Source organism: Acidobacteriota bacterium (genome assembly GCA_016716715.1).
In the GTDB taxonomy this organism is placed as follows: domain Bacteria; phylum Acidobacteriota; class Thermoanaerobaculia; order UBA5066; family UBA5066; genus Fen-183.
The window spans coordinates 98,911-116,385 of the sequence record JADJVE010000009.1 but is presented as its reverse complement, the minus strand read 5'-3'; the positions used below and the strand labels follow the sequence as shown (position 1 = coordinate 116,385).

At 71.0% G+C, this 17,475-nt stretch carries 15 protein-coding genes; 5 read left to right on the top strand and 10 right to left on the bottom strand.

Annotated elements, in window-relative coordinates:
* Nucleotides 1-3: 3 nt before the first annotated feature.
* Nucleotides 4-414 carry a hypothetical protein gene (locus IPL89_15150; protein ID MBK9064508.1) on the bottom strand — a complete coding sequence of 137 codons (411 nt, stop codon included), beginning with the start codon at nt 412-414 and terminating at the stop codon, nt 4-6.
* Between the two features lie 23 nt (nt 415-437).
* Here IPL89_15150 and IPL89_15145 point away from each other — a divergent pair, with 23 nt between their 5' ends.
* Nucleotides 438-1,538, top strand: a complete 1,101-nt coding sequence (locus IPL89_15145; GenBank protein ID MBK9064507.1) for an A/G-specific adenine glycosylase — start codon at nt 438-440, stop codon at nt 1,536-1,538.
* Nucleotides 1,539-1,562: 24 nt separating this feature from the next.
* On the top strand, nt 1,563-3,419 hold the full coding sequence (locus tag IPL89_15140) for an O-antigen ligase family protein (GenBank protein MBK9064506.1): 1,857 nt from the start codon (nt 1,563-1,565) through the stop codon (nt 3,417-3,419).
* Nucleotides 3,420-3,448: 29 nt separating this feature from the next.
* On the opposite strand, the gene IPL89_15135 is transcribed toward IPL89_15140, so the two are convergent.
* Nucleotides 3,449-3,682, bottom strand: coding sequence for a hypothetical protein (locus IPL89_15135; GenBank protein ID MBK9064505.1), 234 nt, complete (start codon nt 3,680-3,682; stop codon nt 3,449-3,451).
* Between the two features lie 116 nt (nt 3,683-3,798).
* On the opposite strand from IPL89_15135, the gene IPL89_15130 reads away from it, so the two are divergent.
* Nucleotides 3,799-4,089: a hypothetical protein gene (locus IPL89_15130; GenBank protein MBK9064504.1), complete on the top strand. Its 291-nt coding sequence runs from the start codon at nt 3,799-3,801 to the stop codon at nt 4,087-4,089.
* Here the strand turns inward: IPL89_15130 and IPL89_15125 are convergent.
* Nucleotides 4,047-5,294, bottom strand: coding sequence for a hypothetical protein (locus IPL89_15125; GenBank protein MBK9064503.1), 1,248 nt, complete (start codon nt 5,292-5,294; stop codon nt 4,047-4,049). The two genes, IPL89_15130 and IPL89_15125, sit on opposite strands and share 43 nt — an antisense overlap.
* 122 nt (nt 5,295-5,416) lie before the next feature.
* Between IPL89_15125 and IPL89_15120 the strand changes: the two genes are divergently transcribed.
* Nucleotides 5,417-5,566 (top strand): lmo0937 family membrane protein, encoded by a 150-nt coding sequence (locus IPL89_15120; GenBank protein ID MBK9064502.1) that lies wholly within the window; start codon nt 5,417-5,419, stop codon nt 5,564-5,566.
* A gap of 53 nt (nt 5,567-5,619) precedes the next feature.
* Here the strand turns inward: IPL89_15120 and IPL89_15115 are convergent, their stop codons facing one another.
* The 7 genes from IPL89_15115 to IPL89_15085 all read right to left on the bottom strand — a co-directional run bounded on the left by IPL89_15115 (nt 5,620) and on the right by IPL89_15085 (nt 16,069).
* On the bottom strand, nt 5,620-6,939 hold the full coding sequence (locus tag IPL89_15115; protein MBK9064501.1) for an exopolysaccharide biosynthesis polyprenyl glycosylphosphotransferase: 1,320 nt from the start codon (nt 6,937-6,939) through the stop codon (nt 5,620-5,622).
* Nucleotides 6,936-8,111 carry a glycosyltransferase gene (locus IPL89_15110; GenBank protein ID MBK9064500.1) on the bottom strand — a complete coding sequence of 392 codons (1,176 nt, stop codon included), beginning with the start codon at nt 8,109-8,111 and terminating at the stop codon, nt 6,936-6,938. Before IPL89_15110 ends, IPL89_15115 begins: the two co-directional genes overlap by 4 nt.
* Nucleotides 8,084-9,343, bottom strand: coding sequence for a glycosyltransferase family 2 protein (locus IPL89_15105; GenBank protein ID MBK9064499.1), 1,260 nt, complete (start codon nt 9,341-9,343; stop codon nt 8,084-8,086). Before IPL89_15105 ends, IPL89_15110 begins: the two co-directional genes overlap by 28 nt.
* A gap of 43 nt (nt 9,344-9,386) precedes the next feature.
* Entirely contained in the window at nt 9,387-11,642 is a 2,256-nt protein-coding gene (locus IPL89_15100) for an NADP-dependent malic enzyme (GenBank protein MBK9064498.1), read from the bottom strand.
* A 95-nt stretch (nt 11,643-11,737) separates the two neighbouring features.
* Nucleotides 11,738-12,559, bottom strand: a complete 822-nt coding sequence (locus IPL89_15095; GenBank protein MBK9064497.1) for an MBL fold metallo-hydrolase — start codon at nt 12,557-12,559, stop codon at nt 11,738-11,740.
* A 16-nt stretch (nt 12,560-12,575) separates the two neighbouring features.
* The gene (locus IPL89_15090) at nt 12,576-14,357 is read right to left on the bottom strand and encodes a proline--tRNA ligase (protein MBK9064496.1); all 1,782 of its coding nucleotides are present in this window, start codon (nt 14,355-14,357) and stop codon (nt 12,576-12,578) included.
* Between the two features lie 47 nt (nt 14,358-14,404).
* Entirely contained in the window at nt 14,405-16,069 is a 1,665-nt protein-coding gene (locus tag IPL89_15085; protein MBK9064495.1) for a hypothetical protein, read from the bottom strand.
* A gap of 93 nt (nt 16,070-16,162) precedes the next feature.
* Between IPL89_15085 and IPL89_15080 the strand changes: the two genes are divergently transcribed.
* Entirely contained in the window at nt 16,163-17,473 is a 1,311-nt protein-coding gene (locus IPL89_15080; GenBank protein ID MBK9064494.1) for an aminotransferase class I/II-fold pyridoxal phosphate-dependent enzyme, read from the top strand.
* The last annotated feature ends 2 nt before the right edge of the window (nt 17,474-17,475 follow it).

The following is a 17,475-nucleotide window of genomic DNA, read 5'->3' as shown; positions in this document are numbered from 1 at the left end:
GGCTCAGCGCGGAGGCTCGGCGCGCACGCCCTGCGCCAGGAGCCACGCACGCAGCTCCTCGCGCACGCGGCGGTCGCGGAACACGAACCAGGCCGCTTCGTCCTCGGGAGACGCGATCAGCGCCTCGCGGAACGCGTTCGGGCCGTCGGCGTCGAGCGCCGCAAGCGCCTTATCACGCACGGCGTCGCTCTTCATTCCCGGCGCGAACGCGCGGCAGCGCGCGGCGTCGACATCGGGCGTGGACTTCGGGATTCGCAGATAGCGCCCGGACCGTTCGTGCAGCAGCGCCTCGCGCAGCTCCGGCGAGCCGTTCAGGTGCGCGTGCACTTCCCCCGAGGAACGGTCGAGGAAGTGGTTCATGAGCTTCGAACGCGCCGCGAAAGCAACCGTGAGGCCCTCCCAGTCGACGTCCACGCGCCGAGTCTAGACTCCCGCCCGTGATCGACGACCCGCGCGACGTGACGCGCCGCCTCGCGCGCTGGTACCGCCGCGCGCAGCGCGACCTGCCGTGGCGCGCCACGCGCGACCCGTACGCGATCTGGCTCTCCGAGGTCATGGCGCAGCAGACGACGCTCGACGTCGTCGTGCCCCGCTGGGAACGCTTCCGCGCGCGCTTTCCCACCGTCGAGTCGCTCGCCCGGGCGAAGGAGCGCGACGTCCTCGCCGAGTGGAGCGGCCTCGGGTACTACGCGCGCGCCCGCAACCTCCACCGCGCCGCAAAAGCCGTCGCGGCCGAGGGGGCGTTTCCGCGCACGCTCGAGGGCTGGCGGGCGCTGCCCGGCGTGGGCGCGTACACCGCCGCCGCCGTCGCCTCGATCGCGTACGGCGTGAGAGAGCCCGTCGTGGACGGCAACGTCGTGCGCGTCCTCTGCCGCCTGTGGGCGCTCAGGCTCGACCCGAAGGCGCCCGCGACGCTCGTGAAGGTCCGCGCGCTCGCCCGGCCGCTCGTGCCGATGCGGAATCCGGGCGATTTCAACCAGGCCCTCATGGAGCTCGGCGCCCTCGTCTGCACGCCGCGCGCGCCGCGCTGCGGCGCCTGCCCGCTCCGCTCCTCCTGCCGCGCGGCCGCGAGCGGAACGCCGGAGGCGTTCCCGCGCGCGGCCGCCCGCCCGCCCACGAGACACGTGCATCTCGTCGCCGCGATCGTCGAAAGAAAGAAGAGACTTCTGCTGGTTGAAGATCAGGAGTTCGTCCCGGGCCACCTCGTCGTGCCACTGTTTTGTGTTCCCGCCGGGAGACGCCCTGAAGATCTTCTTAGAAGGTGGTGGAAGCGGATCGCGGGGCGTGACGTCAGCGCCCTCGAGCCGGTGGCGACGCTGCGCCATTCCGTGCTCGAACGGCGCTATCTCATCTCCCTATTCACCTTCAAAGAAAATCTTCCTTCCCCTTCTTCCGTCGCTCGTCCGCGTCGCCGCCCCTCCGAAGCGCGCGGGATCCGTGCCCTTTCTCCGAGCCAGATTTCCCGTGTCGCGCACGGCGGACTGCTCCTGAAGGTGCTCGCCGCGTGGCGCGCACACCGCGCGCGCGGCGGCGCCTGACGCGTCGGCTATCCTCGCCGTCGAATGGCCCGTTCCGCTTCCCGGCAGCCCGCGGCGTCCGGTCCGGAGAACGCTCCGGAGAGCCGGCTCGTGGCAGCCGGCGTCCTCCTCGCGCTCGTCCTGCCTTTCCTCGTCTACTCGACGGCGTCGAGCGGGGCGCTGCGCGAGAGCAAGCTCCTCGCGCAGGCGCTCGGCTCGAGCCTTGCCCTCTTCGGGCTCGCGGCCGCCGGAGCGTGGGGCTTTTCGCGCGGCGAGGCGCAGGGCCGGGCGTCCCGCCTCGCGCCGCTGGCGCTCGGCGCCGTGGTGGCGCTCGCCCTCGCGTCGGCAGCCGCCAACGCGCGCGTGGTGGACCCGCTCGTCCTCGGCGCCGTTCTCTCGCCGCTCGCGCTCGTTGCGGCGGGCGCGTCGCGCGCCGGCGGGCGCGTCGCCGCCCGCGCCGCCACCGCGTTGTGTTTCGCGGGCGCGTTCTCGGGCCTTCTCGCGGCCGCGCAGCGATGGCTCGGCGTCCTGCGGCTTCCGCTGCAGGCCCCGCAGCCTCGGTTCTTCGCCGCGGGCCTCGTGGGGAACCCGGGCGACCTCGCGATGGCGCTCGTCGTGCCGGCCGTGCTCCTCTTCGCGACGGCCGCAGACCACCTGCGCCCGCCCCGCCTGCGCGCGCTCGCGGCCGCCGGGCTCGCGGCGTCCCTGCTCGGGATTCTCGCGGCGGAGGCCGTCGCCCCGGCCCTCGCCTTCGTCGCCGGCGCCCTCGTCCACGCGCTCCTCGCGCCGCGCCGGCGCGCGCCCGCGCTCGCCGCGCTCCTCGTCCTCGCGGCGCTCCTCGCGATCTCTGGCGGAGCGCGCCGCGCGATCGAGAAGGCGTCCCAGCTCCGGCAGGGCGACGTCGCCGCGGCGACGACGCAGCGCGACATCGGCGTCCTCGCCGCCGCCGAGATGATCCGTGCGCGCCCGTTCCTGGGCGTCGGGCCCGGCGCCTTCTCGAACGCCTTCGTCCCGGCACGCATCGCCGCCGAGGAGAGATCCGGCCGCCGACTCGTCCACCGCTCCGAGTCCGCACACTTCGACAACGCCCACAGCGAGCCGCTGACGGCTGCCGCAGAGTGCGGCGTCCCGGCTGCGGCCGCTCTGCTCGCGGCGCTCTTCGCGCTCGTCGCCGGCCTCCTCGCGATGCGCCACGGCCCCGGCGCCGAGGCCAACCCGACGACCGACGCGCTCCTCGCGTGCATCGCCGCCACGCTCGTCCTCTCGCTCGGGGGCTTCCCTCTGCGGCTTCCCGTCGCGTCCGGGCCGATCGCGTTCCTGTTCGGACTCGCGTGGCGGCGGACGGCTCCGGGCCAGGCGCCCGCCGCGCCCCTTCCGTCCGGCGCGCGGTGGCTCTTTGCAGCCGCGGGTGCGGCCCTTCTCGCGGTCGCGTTCGCGCGCGGCGTCGCGGTCTCGTCCCAGGCGGAGGGCGAGGCCCTGCTGCGCGAGGCGGCCGAGGCGCCCGACGAGGCCGGTCCCGTGCGCGAGGAGCTCCTCGGCGCGGCGCGCGTGCGGCTCCGCCGGGCGGTCGCGATCCGTCCGCGCGAGGCCACGGCTCTCCTCGCTCTCGGCTCGGTCTCCTGGGTCGAGAAGGATCTCCCGCGGGCGCGAGAGCTTTACGCGCGCTCGGTCGCTCTCGAGGAGCGAGCCGAGAGCGACCTCAACCTCGGCCGTGTCGAGAGGACTCTCGGCCGGGAGGCAGAGGGAGACGCGCTGTTCCGCCGCGCCGTGTGGATCCTCCCGCGCCTCGTCGACGCGCTGCCCCCGGGCGTGGACCGCGCGCGGGTCGTCGCGGACGTCGACGCCGCGGCCGCGGGCCTCGCGCGCGGCGGGCGCGCGCCGGCGCTTCCTCCGATCCGCTGATCGCCACGATCCCCAGGATCCGGGCCGCGTCAGGACTCGCGCGTCACGAGATGCCCGACGAGGAGACCCACCCCGAACGCCGCGATCGCCACCATCGCGGTGTTGTCGTCCGCGTAGTCGCTCACCTTCCCGGCTGCCTGTCCGAGGTTTCGGCGCGCGGCGTCGGCGATTTCCCGCGCGCGGCCAGACAGATTGCCTGCCTGGGTGTCGTTCGGGTTCTTCGGGGCCTGGTCGGCAGTCGTGGGGCTATGCAGGTTTTCCATGGGAGGGTCCTCCGGCCCGCAAGGAGCAACGCATGTGCCAGCGGCGGGTCGGCGCGTGTGCGGCGGCGTTCTTGCAGGGGAGTGCATGCCGGGCTTCACCCGGAAGGAGTTTCAAAATGGCGCAGAAAGTGCTCGATCAGATTCTCGGGGCGTTGCGGACCGGAGCTTCGGACCTCGGCGGACGGACCGGGGAAACCGTCGCCCAGGTCTCGAATTCCGTGAGCCGCGTGCTCGACGAGGCGGGTTCGGAGGGGGCGAAGATCCGAAAGACGCTCGTACGCAACTGGACGTCGCTCGAAAAGCCCCGGCGCAGCCGAACCGTCCCGATCCTTCTCGGGATCCTCGCTCTCGGCGCCGCGACGGTCTACCTGCTCGGCCGCGCGACCCCTGTCGAATCCCGCGGCTGATCGGTCCGTAGTCCTCCGGGCCGGCCCTCGGCTTCGAACCAGCTCGCCGCGCCGACGAGGTGAGTCGCCGACGCGGAGTCTCCGAGCGTCAGCCCGAGGGAGAGGATCCCCTTCTTCAAGAGCAGCGCGCCCCACTCGTGCCCACGCGCCGTCCGCCAGTCCGCGTCGAGCGAGAACGTTCCAGCCCTGGCCTGCACGGGCGAAGCGGCGAGAAATCCGGGGGCGATGCGGGCGACGGCGGACACCTCGAAGTCGTGAAGATCGAGAAGCCCGGCAATCCACGCGGGCGGCCCGGACGGGAGCAACGCGAGAAGCGGCCGGGCGTCGTGCAGCGTCGCCGTCACCCGTCCCCCGCCGCGCCCGTTCGTCATGGAGACGCGCACGCGCACGCTGCCGCCTCCCTCGACGGGCGCCTTGCCGCCGTCCCGGGAAAGAAATGGAAGAGCGTCGAGCGTCCCGTCCAGCAAAGCGGCGCCGGACATGATCTTCCACACCTCGTTGCCCGGATACTTCTGGGTGACAAAGCGCGGGAGCGCGGCGCGCACGCGACCGGCGGTGCCCCGCGACACGGCGTACGCTCCCCAGTGCAGCGTTCCGCTCTCCAGGTTGAGCTCGCTCGGGAGGACCTCCGCCTCGATGCCCGGGCGCAGGAAGAGGCCTCCCGACAGTCGGCTCTTGCCCTCCCATCGCCAGGCGTCGATCCAGATCTCGCGGACGAGCGCGACCCTCAGGTCGTCGACCACGACGCACCACGGATTTCCCGGCGCAGCGCGAGGCTCCGGAGGGGCGCGCAGAGGCGGATCCCGATAGCCCGGGATGGGCGGGTAGCGTCCGGCGCGCGCCGGCGTTGCCTCGTCGGCGGCGAGGCGCTCGCGCAAACGAAACGTCAGCGCGGCCGCGCGTACGGTCTCGGCGCGGAAGCGGCGCGCGGCCAGGCTCCGAAGCGCAACGTCCACGGTGACGTCCTCGAGCCGGGCCTCCCACTCGACGTTCTGATCGCGGCTCCGGAGCGTGAGCGTCGCGAACCGGATTCGGCCGGGCACGAGAGACGCCCGCGCCTCCGTGAACGTCACGAAGAGCGAGTCCGGATCCGCGTCGATCTGCCCGAGGAGCCAGTCCGAGCGCAGGACGAGGCCCGTCGCTCCGGCGAGAGCGAGGACCGCCGCCGCCGCGCCGGCCCCGAGAACCGCCAGCCAACGCAACACCCGCCAAAGCCCGACCGGGGTGCTCCGCCGCGGCATGGACGTCCTCCCTGTTGGAAGAACAGCACGATCCATTCCACGTGTCAGGCACGGAGGTTGCTGAAGAGAGTCAGGGGGATAGGAAAATGCTCTGGACCATCTTCGTCATTCTTCTCGTCCTGTGGCTCCTCGGCCTCGTCACGTCCTACACGCTCGGAGGATTCATCCACATCCTGCTCGTCGTCGCGGTCGTGGTCCTCATCATCAACCTGATCCAGGGCCGACGCGTCGTCTGAGACGAACGTGCGCCGAGGCGTGGTAATAGTTACAACGCCCGCCCGCGCTTTCTTCAGATTCCGCTGCCCCTGAGCACGGTCACGACCGTGCGGAGGAGCACGAACAGGTCGAGCGCGGGCGTCCAGTGGAAGAGGTACCCGAGGTCGTAGCGCAGCTTGACGTCGGGCTGGGTCGCGTACGCGCCCATGACCTGCGCCAGGCCGGTGAGGCCTGGCTTCAACGCGTGCCGGAGCCGGTACGCGGGCACCTCCTTTTCGAACGTCGCGACGAACTCGGGCCTTTCCGGCCGCGGGCCGATGAGGCTCATCGAGCCCGCCAGAACGAGGAGGAGCTGCGGAAGCTCGTCGAGGCGTGAACGGCGCAGCACGGAGCCGATTCGCGTCACACGCTCGTCTTCGGGAGAAGAGAGCGTCGGGCCGGTCCCGGCTTCCGCGTCCTGACGCATGGTCCGCACTTTCCAGAGCGTGAAGATCTTCCCGCCGCGCCCGACGCGCTTCTGCCGGAGCCACGGCGCGCCCGGGCTCTCGAGCGCGACGGCGGCCGTAACGACGAGAAGGACGGGGGCCGCGAGGACCGTCAGCGCGGACCCGAGGACGAGGTCGAGAGCGCGGCGCCACGCGAACGCGAACGCGCTCGCACCGCGCGTCGCGACCGGCACGAGCGGCAGGTCCCCGAGGCTGCGCGTCACGACGCGCGACGCGACGACGTCGGCGACTCCCGGCAGGATCCACAGGTCAAAGTCGTGCTCGAGGCTGCGCTCCAGCAGCGCCACGAGGATGCGCCTGTCCTCCGGGCGGTCGGAGGCGAAGAGGACGTCACGGGCGGGACCCGACTCGAAGCGGGAGGCGTCCTCCCGCCACTCGAGGAGCGTGTGGCCGGTGATGCGGCCCGACGCCAGCGCGTCGGCCGCCCGCCGCGCGTCCTCCCCCGCTCCGAGGACGAGGACGGGGCGCATCCCGATGGGAGCGACCGCTTCGGCGACACGCCGCCAGAGCCCGAGGCCCACCGAAAAGAGCGGAACCCACAGGAGCAGAACCGTGCGCGGCACGGACCGGCCCGCGAAGAAGTAAAGAGCGAGGAGGAGGCCGCCGGCGAGCAGCGTCCCGACGAGGAGCCCGCCCCGCTCCTTGAGCGACGCAAGCGGCTCGTCGTACGTCCCGGCGAGCCAGAGCGCCGCGAGCGTGACGAGAGCGACGCCTGCCAGCCAGGGTGCATCCAGCGGTACGTTCGGCGCCGGAAGGGTGCCCTGCGTGCCCGGCAGCGGCAGCGCACGCCGCAGCGCAACCACGAGGGCGAAGAGTCCCGAGGCGACCGCCGCGTCGCCGGCCGCCAGAAGGGCCGTACGGCCCGCGAAGCGCCCGCGCGGCCTCATCCGCGCTCCCGGGTTTCGCCGTAGCCCGCCGCGAGGACGTCGACGGATTTCCGGCGGTCCGCGTGCGTCTCGACCCACGCCCGCCCGAGCGCACCCTCCCGCACCCCAGCGTCCGCATCCTTCAGAAGAGCGACGAGGGCGGCGGAGAACTCCTCGTTCGTGCGCGCCGTCCTCACCGGCGGCGTCTCGCCGCCCGCCGCCGCCCGCTCCGCGACCTCTGGGGACGCGACCACGGCGGCGCCCGCCTCGAACGCCTCGAAGATCTTGTTCGGCGTGCCGGTTCCCATGGCGACTGGAGCCGCGGCCACGCGCGCCGTCCGGAGGAACGCGGCCATGTCCGCGACGGGGCTCACGACCTCGACGCCGTCCTTCCCCGAGCGCGCGAGCAGCCAGGCGGGAGCGTCGGCGCCTCCGAGGACGAGGCGCGCCGCCGGCGCATCCCGTCTCACCCGGGGCCAGATGTCGTCGAGTAGACGTTTCACGGCGAGGACGTTCGGACGGTACCGGAGCCGGCCCGAGAATGCCACGACGGGGCCGCGCGGCCCCGGGGCGAGCGGCCCGACGTCGACGCCGTTCGCGACGGCGCGCGTCCCCGGCGGGAGGTGCGCCGCGTCGAACGGCGTCGTCGCGAAGAGGACCGACGCGCCCTCGGCCGCGCGCGTCTCGGCGCGCGCGAGGCGCGGCGCCTCAGCCTCCCAGTACGCGCGGCGCCACGGCGCCGGATCGTCGTTCGCGGCCTGGCGCGCCGCGGCCGCGAGCGCGTCCACGAAGTCCACGACACGCGGCAAAGCCGGCAGCGGGCCCACGTGCGCAAGGAGGCGCGGCAGAAGAACGCAGACGAGAATGTCCGCATCCCGTGCCGCCTCGCGCAGGGCTGGGCCGAAGGATCCTGCGAAGAGTGCCGACTGCAGCGGCTCGCCCGTGACGGCAGCCCGCGCGAGCGCCGCGGGCAACCGGATGCGGTCGAGACGCACGGGGTGGACGGCCGCCGCATGACTCATTCGAAGAAAACTCCCGGTCTCCGTTCCCCCGACGAGATGCGTCTCGTATCCGGCCTGCGCGAGCGCCGCGAGGTGCAGCTCCGCGCGCAGGCGGTCGCCCGTGTGCCCGGTGCCCGGCAGGCGAGGGACGAGAAGGACCGCCTTCACGCGGGCGGCCTCGCGCGGTGCCACCGCGAGGGTGAGGTGACGCCGCGGACAGCGGCGCCGATCCACATGAGAAGAGAGTCGGAGAGATCGGCGGCCGAGACCGGGGGACATTCGGCGGGATAGCCGATGCGGCGGCGAAGCGCTGCGATCGAGAGCCACTCAAAGAGAAGAGAAGATTTTCCTAGAAGTGAAAGAAGCAGAAGGAAAGGCAGAGCGCGCCACGCGCCACTCGAAGAAAGAACCACCATCGCAGCATCCGAGACACTTGCAAGAAAGGCGAGGGTCCCAAGCAGAAAGATCCTCGGCCGGAGCCAGAAATCCGCCGCCAGCACTAAAGTCCCGATCGGCCGCCGAGGGAATGAGCGAACGAGATCCCCGAAGCCCGAGAAGAGCAGCTTCAGGTGCCCGCCGAACCACCGCGCCCGCGAGCGGCCCATCGCGCCCGCGTCCGCGGACGGCTCGTCGAAGGCGAAGGGGCCATCCAGCGCACGCACGACGACGCCCCTCGCGAGAAGTTTGAGCGTCGCCTCGGAGTCCTCCGCCGTCGTCCGCGTCGCGGCGGCCGGGCCGAGGCGGAAGGCGCGCGGCGAAAAGCCCATCGCCTTGCCGCGCAGGCGCACGGGCAGCCCCTCCGCGTCGCGCACCCGGTCATCGAGCCGCGCCTCGGCGAGCGACAACGCCTCGACTCGCGGGGCGCCCGGCGCCGGAACGCCCGCAGGGCGAACCGGCAGCTGGAACGCCTCCGTTCCCTCCGGCACGCGGAGGTCCCGAAAGAACCCCTCGGGCAGACGCATGTCGGCGTCGAAGACGAGGATGTATGAGTAATCGTCGAGGCGCGCGCCCAGGCGCTCGGCGAGGAATGCCAGCGCATGACCCTTCGCAGGACCGGGAGATTTCTTAGAAAGGTAAGAAACCCCGTCCGCTTTGAGACGGGCCTCGGCATCGGGGTCCGGGCCGTCCAGGAGCACGAGAACGTCGACCGAACCGCCGCCCTCCCCCTCTTCCACCTTCAAAGAAACCTTCTCTTCCTTCGTCTTCTCCGACTCCCTCTTCAAGTCCGAAGCCAGATCCCCCACCCGAGGGCCCTCGGCGCGCGCCGGAATCACGGCGAGGAGCATTCCGGGCGCGCGAGCGCCGGAGGCGTCTCGCGCGCCCCCCTGCGGCGCCGTAAGGCGGCGCCACCTCAGGAAGGCGTCGAGGGCTGGCGTCGCCGCCCACGCGGCGAGGAGGGCCGTGCCGGTCGTGAAGATGTCCACGCGGCCCGCATCGTAACGGACGAGCGGGCCGCGTGGCCGGGAGCTACTTCTTGCGCGACTGGGCGTCCACGACGCCGAAGGCCGCCATGTTCACGATGTCCGAAACCTCGACGCCGCGCTGGAGGACGTGGGCGGGCTTGCTCATCCCCATGAGGATCGGCCCGATCGCGTCGGCCTTCGCGAGGCGCCACACGAGCTTGTACGCGGCGTTCGCGCTCTGGAGCTCGGGGAAGACGAGGACGTTGGCCGGGCCCTTGAGGTCCGTCCAGGGATAGTTCTCCTTGAGGAACTCCGGCAGGACGGCCGTGTCGGCCTGCATCTCGCCGTCGCACTCGAGGTCGGGACGGCGCTGCTTCACGAGCTTGACCGCGTCGCGCACCTTGTTCGTCGACGGATGGACCGTGGAGCCGAAGTTCGAGAACGCGATCATCGCGACGCGGGGCTGGATCCCGAAGAGCTTCGCCGTGTCGGCCGAGAGGAGCGCGATCTCCGCGAGATCCTCGGCCGTCGGGTCGATGTTGACCGTCGTGTCCGCGAAGAAGAACACCCGGTCCTGGAGGATCAGGACGTAGAGGCCAGAGACCTTCTTGACGCCGGCCTTGACGCCGATCGTCTGGAGCGCGGGCTTGATCGTGTCCGGGTAGTTCGAGGTGAGGCCCGACAGGGTGACGTCCGCGTCGCCCTGGTCGACCATCATCCCCGCGTAATAGTTGCGGAACCGGAGCGTCCGCTCGGCGTCCTCGAGAGTCACGCCGCTTCGCTTGCGCTTCTCGGCGTATGCCTTGACGTACTTCGCGTAGTTCGGGCTTGTCTCGGGGTCGATCACCTCGATCGGCGTCTTGACGTCCATCGCCTTGAGGGCCGCCTCGGCCTTCCTCCCGCGCGAGAGAAGAATCGGCTTCGCGAGCCCCTCCTCGGCGAGGATCTTCGCGGCGCGCTGGATCTTCGGATCGTCGCCCTCGGCGAGGACGACGCGTTTCGGGTCGCGCTTCGCCTTCTCGTGGATGACCTGCATGAACGAGCGCGAGCGCGAGAGCATGCCCTCGAGCTTCCGCTTGTAGGCCTCCATGTCCTTGATGGGCCTCTTCGCGACACCCGTGTCCGCGGCGGCCTGGGCCACGGCCGGCGGCACGTGCAGGAGGACGCGCCAGTCGAACGGCTTCGGGATGAGGTACTCGCGGCCAAACTTGAAGCCCTCGACGCCGTACGCGCGGGCGACGGAGTCCGGCACGTCCTCCTTCGCGAGGTTCGCGAGGGCCTTGGAGGCGGCGAGCTTCATCGCCTCGTTGATCTGCGTTGCGCGGCAGTCGAGCGCGCCGCGGAAGATGAAGGGGAAGCCGAGGACGTTGTTGACCTGGTTCGGGTAGTCGGACCGGCCCGTCGCCATGATGCAGTCGGGCCGAGACGCCTTTGCCTCCTCGGGCGTGATCTCGGGCACCGGGTTCGCCATCGCGAAGATGATCGGGTCCTTTGCCATCTTCTTGATCATGTCGCCGTTGATGAGCTTCGCGGCCGAGACGCCGATGAAGGCGTCGGCCCCGTCGAGCGCCTCGGTGACCGTGCGCTTCTTCGTGTCGCGCGCGAAGCGTTCCTTGTACGGGTTCATGTTCTCCGTCCGGCCCTTCCAGATGACGCCGGTGCGGTCGACCATGAGGATGTTCTCGAGCTTCACGCCGTACGTGATGTAGAGGTTCGCGCAGGCGACCGCGGCGGCGCCGGCGCCCGCGAACACGACCTTCACGTCCTCGATCTTCTTGCCCGCGATCTCGAGCGCGTTCAGGAACGCGGCGGCCGAGATGATGGCGGTCCCGTGCTGGTCGTCGTGGAACACCGGGATGCCCATGCGCTTCTTGAGCTGCTCTTCGATGTAGAAGCACTCGGGCGCCTTGATGTCCTCGAGGTTGATCCCCCCGAACGTGGGCTCGAGGCGGGCGACGCACTCGATGAGCTTGTCGGGGTCGTGCTCGTCCACCTCGATGTCGAACACGTCGACGTCCGCGAACCTCTTGAACAGGACTCCCTTCCCCTCCATGACCGGCTTGCCGGCGGCAGCGCCGATGTCGCCGAGGCCGAGGACGGCGGTGCCGTTCGAGATGACGGCGACGAGGTTCCCCTTGCCGGTGTACTCGTAGACGAGCTCGGGGTCCCGGGCGATTTCGAGACACGGCTCGGCGACGCCGGGCGTGTAGGCGAGCGAAAGGTCGCGGGCGGTCGCACAGGGCTTGGAGGGGATGACCTCGAGTTTTCCCTTGCGGCCCGTCGAGTGGTAGTCGAGGGCGTCCTGTTTGGTGAAGCTCACGCGCTGTTTTCCTTTCTTCCTGAACCGGGCGATGAATCTTAGCCCCGGCCTTACGCGCCTCCCGATGATGCGGGCGCATCAAGGGACGCCCGGTTTCAGCGCGCGGAAAGCGCCTTGACCGCGTCCGGGAGCACGGCAGCCAGCAGCCGCTCGGGGAAAGCGGCCTTGAGGGCGGCGACGGCGTCGAACCCGAACTCCGCCGCCTCCTTCACGGTCCGCTCGGCGGCGTCGAAGTACGCGATCTGGTCCTCGACGGCCTCGCGCCCGCCAGCCGGTCCGTGACCCGGCACGAGCGTCCAGTACGGGATGCCGTGCAGGCGTGCGAGCGCGGCCCTCCACCCGGCGACGTCGGCGTCCTCGAGGTTCGGGTGATACCCGGTGGACACGAGGTCGCCCGACACGAGGACTCCGAGCGCGGGCACGTACACGCAGAGATCGCCGGGCGTATGCGCGTGCCCCGGGTGGAAGACGTCGAACCGGATTCCGCCGGCCTCGAACGCCAGGGAGTCCCGGACAAGGCGCTTCGGCGCGTGCGGTTCGGCGCCGTCGAAGAGGCCGCCGAGCGCGGGGTCCCGGCGCCGCTCGGCGATGAGGGCGCCGTGCTCGACCGCCATGCGCCGCGCGGCGGCCTCGTGCGCGATGACGTCCGCGCCGAGGGAGGCGAAAAAGGACGCCCCGAGAGCGTGGTCCGTGTGGTGGTGCGTGAGGACGACGTGCGTGACCGGGTCCGGCGTGCGATCCGCGATCCGCGCGCCGAGCGCCGCCGCCTGCCGCGGCGCGACGAACGGGTCCACGACGACGACCGCGCCCTTCCCGAAGAAGACCGTCGCGTTCGAGCCGTAGCTCTCGAGAAGCGTCTCGCCGCCGTGCGTGAACACCGAGACGTGCTCGGTCAGGCGGGTTTCGTCCAGCGCCACGGCCGCTCCCGTGCTCCTACACGACCAGCGTCTTCGCGCCCGCCGCGAGCGTCTTCTTCACGACGCCGACGACATCCGCGAGCGCGATGCCCTGCGCCTGCTTCTCGCGCCGCGTCGAGACCTCGACGACGCCCTTCGCGAGCGACTTGCCGCCCACGACGACGCGCACCGGAAAGCCGATGAGGTCGATGTCCTTGAACTTCACGCCCGGCCGCTCGTCGCGGTCGTCGTAGAACACCTCGACGCCCGCGGCCTTCAGCTCCTCGTAGAGCTTGTCGGCGGCGGCGAGGACCTCGGCGTCGCGCTGCAGGGCGGCGACGACGCACGCGTAGGGCGCGAGCGGGACGGGCCACACGATTCCGTGCTCGTCGTGGTGCTGCTCGATGGCGGCGGCGATGGTCCGGCCGAGGCCGAGCCCGTAGCACCCCATTGCGAGGGGCACCATCTTCTGCGCCTGGTCGGCGACCTCGCACTTCATGGCCTCGGAGTACTTCGTGCCGAGCTTGAAGATGTGCCCGACCTCGATGCCGCGCTTGATTCGCAGCGCGCCGCCCTTCGGGGCGGGCGAGGGGTCGCCGTCGCGGGCGGTGGCGGCCTCGACGACGCCCTTGAACGAGGAAATGCCCATCACGTCGCGATTGATGTCGACCCCGGAATGGTGCAGCCCCTCCTGGTTCGCCCCGCACCAGAGGTTTCGTCCGTGCTCGAGAGAGCGGTCGACGAAGACGAAGACGGGATTCTCTGCGAAAGGAAGAAGGGAGAGCGGCCCGACGAAGCCGGGGCGCGTTCCCGTCACCTTTCGAAGAATCTCCTCCGAAGCCAGCTTCACGTGAAGCGCGCCGATCGCCTTCGGGAGCTTGACCTCGTTGATCGTGAGGTCCCCTCGGATCAGGACGGCCGCCAGGCGCGCTTTTCCGTCCGCGCCCACCGCCTCGTAGATCATCGTGTTGACGATTCGCTCCGGTGTCGTCCCGAGGTGCTGCGCCTGACCCTCGGTCGTCGTGATCCCCGGCGTTGGCGCGTTCGCCTCGCCGAAAGCCTTCGCCTCCTCCCCCGCCCACGGCTCGGGGAGGGGCGCCGTCACGGCCTTTTCGATGTTCGCGCCGTAGTCGCCGGCTTCCGCGAACACGAGCGCGTCCTCGCCCGTGTCGGCGACGACCATGAACTCTTCCGAAGCCGAGCCGCCGATTGCGCCCGAATCGGCCTGCACGACCGCGAACTCGAGGCCGCAGCGGTCGAAGATCTTCCGGTACGCGGAGTCCATCTTCACGTAGTGGGCGTCGAGACCCTTCTGGTCGAGGTCGAAGGAGTACGCGTCCTTCATGAGGAACTCGCGCCCGCGCAGGAGGCCGAAGCGCGGGCGGATCTCGTCGCGGAACTTCGTGCGGATCTGGTAGAGGTTGAACGGAAGCTGCCGCCAGGACGTCACGGAGCGCCGGACCATGTCCGTCACGGCCTCCTCGGCCGTCGGCGCGAGCGCGAACTCGCCGTCCTTGCGGTCCTTCAGGTGAAAGAGGATGCCCTCGTTCTGGTAGCGGTCCCAGCGGCCGGACTCGACCCAGAGCTCCTTCGGCTGGAGGATCGGGAGGTCGACTTCCTGGGCTCCGGTCGCGTCCATCTCCTCGCGCACGATCTCGGTCATCTTCTTGAGCGACCGGAAGCCGAACGGCGTGTACGAGTAGATGCCAGCGGCGAGCTTCTGGATGAAGCCCGCGCGGTAGAGAAGCTGATGGGAGACGACCTCGGCGTCGCCGGGGACCTCCCGGAGGGTCACGAGAAACGACTGGGACCAGCGCATAGGCCGCGGAGATTAGCAGGCGCGCCTCCGCACGCCCGGAACGCGCGTCAGCGCGCGCCGGTGCCTCCGACAGCCACCCCTGGCACGCACAGACAGGACGTCGTGACGTCCATGTCCGCCCGCCTCCAGGCGGCGCGGAAGCGCGCCTGGACCTCCGAGGCGCCTGGCCTCTCCTGCATCCTGAGGGCGCGCGCCAGGCCCTGCAGCGACCAGCCGTTTTCGGGGCTGCGCCGGAGATCCTCGCGATAGACGACCTCGGCCTCCTTCGCCTTTCCCGCCGCCAGGAGGACCGCCCCGAGCGCGTGGCGCGCGGGCACGGAGGCCGGCGGAGGCTCGTCGTACTTGAGCGCGTCCTCGAGCCGGACGGCCTCGCGGAGCTTCGCCTCGGCGGTCTCGCGTTCTCCCCGCCGGAACGCCAGCTCGCCCTCGAGGTACGGCACGTGCGCGGCGAGAACGGCCGAGCTCGCGTTCGCCCCCCACAGATACTCCTTCGGGACCTTTGCAGCGGCCTCCGCGAACGCCGCACGCTCCCTTTCGGCTTCGTCGATTCGTCCGAGCGCCGCGAATGCGACCCCGCGCGCAAAGTGCGCGAACGCGCGCGCAGTCGGCACGCTCGTCCCGGGGATTGGCTCCTCGAGGATTTCGTTCCAGAGACCGAAACGCATCCGCACCTCGTGGGGGACGGTCAGGAACGCCTCGAGGAGAAACGCCAGCTCCTGGACCATCGGCGGCGGGAGCATCGCGACGACCGCGGCCGCCTGCTTCTGCGCGACTTTCCGCCGGCCCTCCATCATCGCCGTGAACACGAGGAAGTGAACGTTGTGGACTTCGTAGAGCCGGTAGAGGCCGAGGGTCGGCGTCCGCGCGTTGTATCGCGCGTCGGCCGCGATCGCGCGCTCGTTCGCGGACGCGGCGTCGGCCCACCGGCCCACGCGCGCGTAGATGTGCGCCGGCATGTGGACGAGGTGGCTCGAATCGGGCACGAGCGCCCGCAGTCCGTCGGCGGCCGCGCGCGCGCGCTCGGGGTGAGGCGACGCCTCGAGGGCGTGGATCTTCAGGTGGAGGGCGAGCGGATGGCGCGGGTTGAGGGCCAGCGCGGCCGCGATCGCGTCGAGAGCCTCGCGGGTTCCCGGCTGGGCCTTTCCGTCGTGCGTCCACTGGTCCCAGGGGCGCACGTCCATGAGCGCTTCCGCGTAGAGAGCGGCCACGTCCGCGTCCTTGGGGAACCGGCGATGGACGTCCGCCATGGACTTCGCGTACGCCTCGTCCAGCGGCTTGCGGTCGGCGGGCTGGGGCAGCGCGTAGCGGGACCCGAGGGCGTCGATGAGCGCCCTCTCGACCGGGCTCGCACCGGCGATGCGCGCACGGGCCTCACCGAGGGCGTCCCACGCCGCCTTCGCGTGCGCCTCGTCCACCTCGGTGTTGTTGATGTGCGGTCCGTTCACGAGCGCGATTCCCCACCACGCCATCGCGAGGCCCGGGTCGACGCGCGCGGCCTCGCGGAACGCCCGCTCGGACTCGTCGTGGTTGAACGCGAACGACCAGACGAGGCCCTGGTCGAACGCCTTCTGGGCGGCCGCGCTCTTCGTGGAGACGGCCCGCTGGTGGGCTCCGAGGTCGAACGGTCTCCAGGCCGCGGCGGCGGGTTCCTCAGCGCGAGCGCCGAGCGCGGCCGCCAGGGCGGCGAGGGTGAACAGGGAATGAAGCCTCATGGCTCACCTCCGGTCCCTGAGAATGCGCCTCATTCTACCGCTTGGCCTGGTCGCCTCCGAAAACCCGGGGACGAATCTAATAGACTCGCCGCGATGGACGTCACCTCCTATTTTCAGTCGGCGGAGAAGGCCGACGCAGGCCTCTCCCCTCTCGCCCGCGGCGTCGTGGGTTCCGAGATTCTCCGCATCGCGGGTGAGATCCGCGCCCTGCAGGCCACGGGCCGCCCGGTCTGCAATCTCACGATCGGCGACTTCGACTCGCGCCAGTTCCCCATCCCGGACGGCCTCCTCGCGGCCACGAAGGAGGCCCTCGAGACGGGCCAGACGAACTACCCGCCATCGGAGGGAATCCTCCCGCTGCGCGAGGAGGTCGTGAAGCTCTACGCCCGCGATCTCGGGCTCTCCTATCCCGTCGAGTCCGTCGTGATCGCGGCCGGCGCCCGCCCGCTCCTCTACGGGACGTACCGCACGCTCCTCGAGCCGGGCGACGGCGCGATCTATCCCGTGCCGTCGTGGAACAACAACCACTACGCCTACCTGTCCGGCGCCCGCGGGATCCCGATCCGCGTCGAGGCGAAGTCGAATTTCTTCCCGACGCCGGACCAGATCCGCCCGCACGTCCCCGGAGCCCGCCTGCTGATCCTGAACTCGCCGCTCAACCCGACGGGGACGGCGATCTCGAAGCAGGCCCTGACGGACCTCACGGAGATGGTGGTGGAGGAGAACCGCCGGCGCGACTCGGAGGGCCGGCGGCGCCCGCTCTACCTCGTGTACGACCAGGTCTACTGGACGCTCGTCTTCGGGAAGACCGAGCACCACACGCCCGTCGGGCTCGTCCCCGAGAGCGCGCCGTACGTCATTTTCCTCGACGCGATCTCGAAGGCGTTCTGCGCGACGGGCATGCGCGTCGGGTGGGGCGTGATGCCCCCGCCGATCCGCCGCCGGATGTCGGACATCCTCGGCCACGTCGGCGCCTGGGCTCCGAAGGCCGAGCAGGCAGGCGTCGCCAAGTTCCTCGCGCAGCCGGAGGCCGTCCGCGCGTACCGCGACGGCGTGCGGAGGAAGCTCGCCGAGCGCCTGGAAGCCCTGTACGACGGCGTGATGACGATGAAGAAAGAAGGCTTCCCCGTCGACGCGATCGAACCGCAGGGCGCCATCTACCTGTCCGTGCGCTTCGACCTCTTCGGGCGCACCGTGAGGGGCGTCCCCGTGAAGACGAACGACGACGTGCGGCGCCTCCTCCTCGAGGAGGCCGGCCTCGGCGTCGTGCCGTTCCAGGCCTTCGGGTTCGAGGGCGACACGGGCTGGTTCCGGCTGTCCGTGGGCGCGGTTTCGATGGACGAGATCGCGGCCGCGTTCCCGCGCCTGAAGTCCATGCTCGCGGCGGCTCCCGCCGCCGTCTAGAC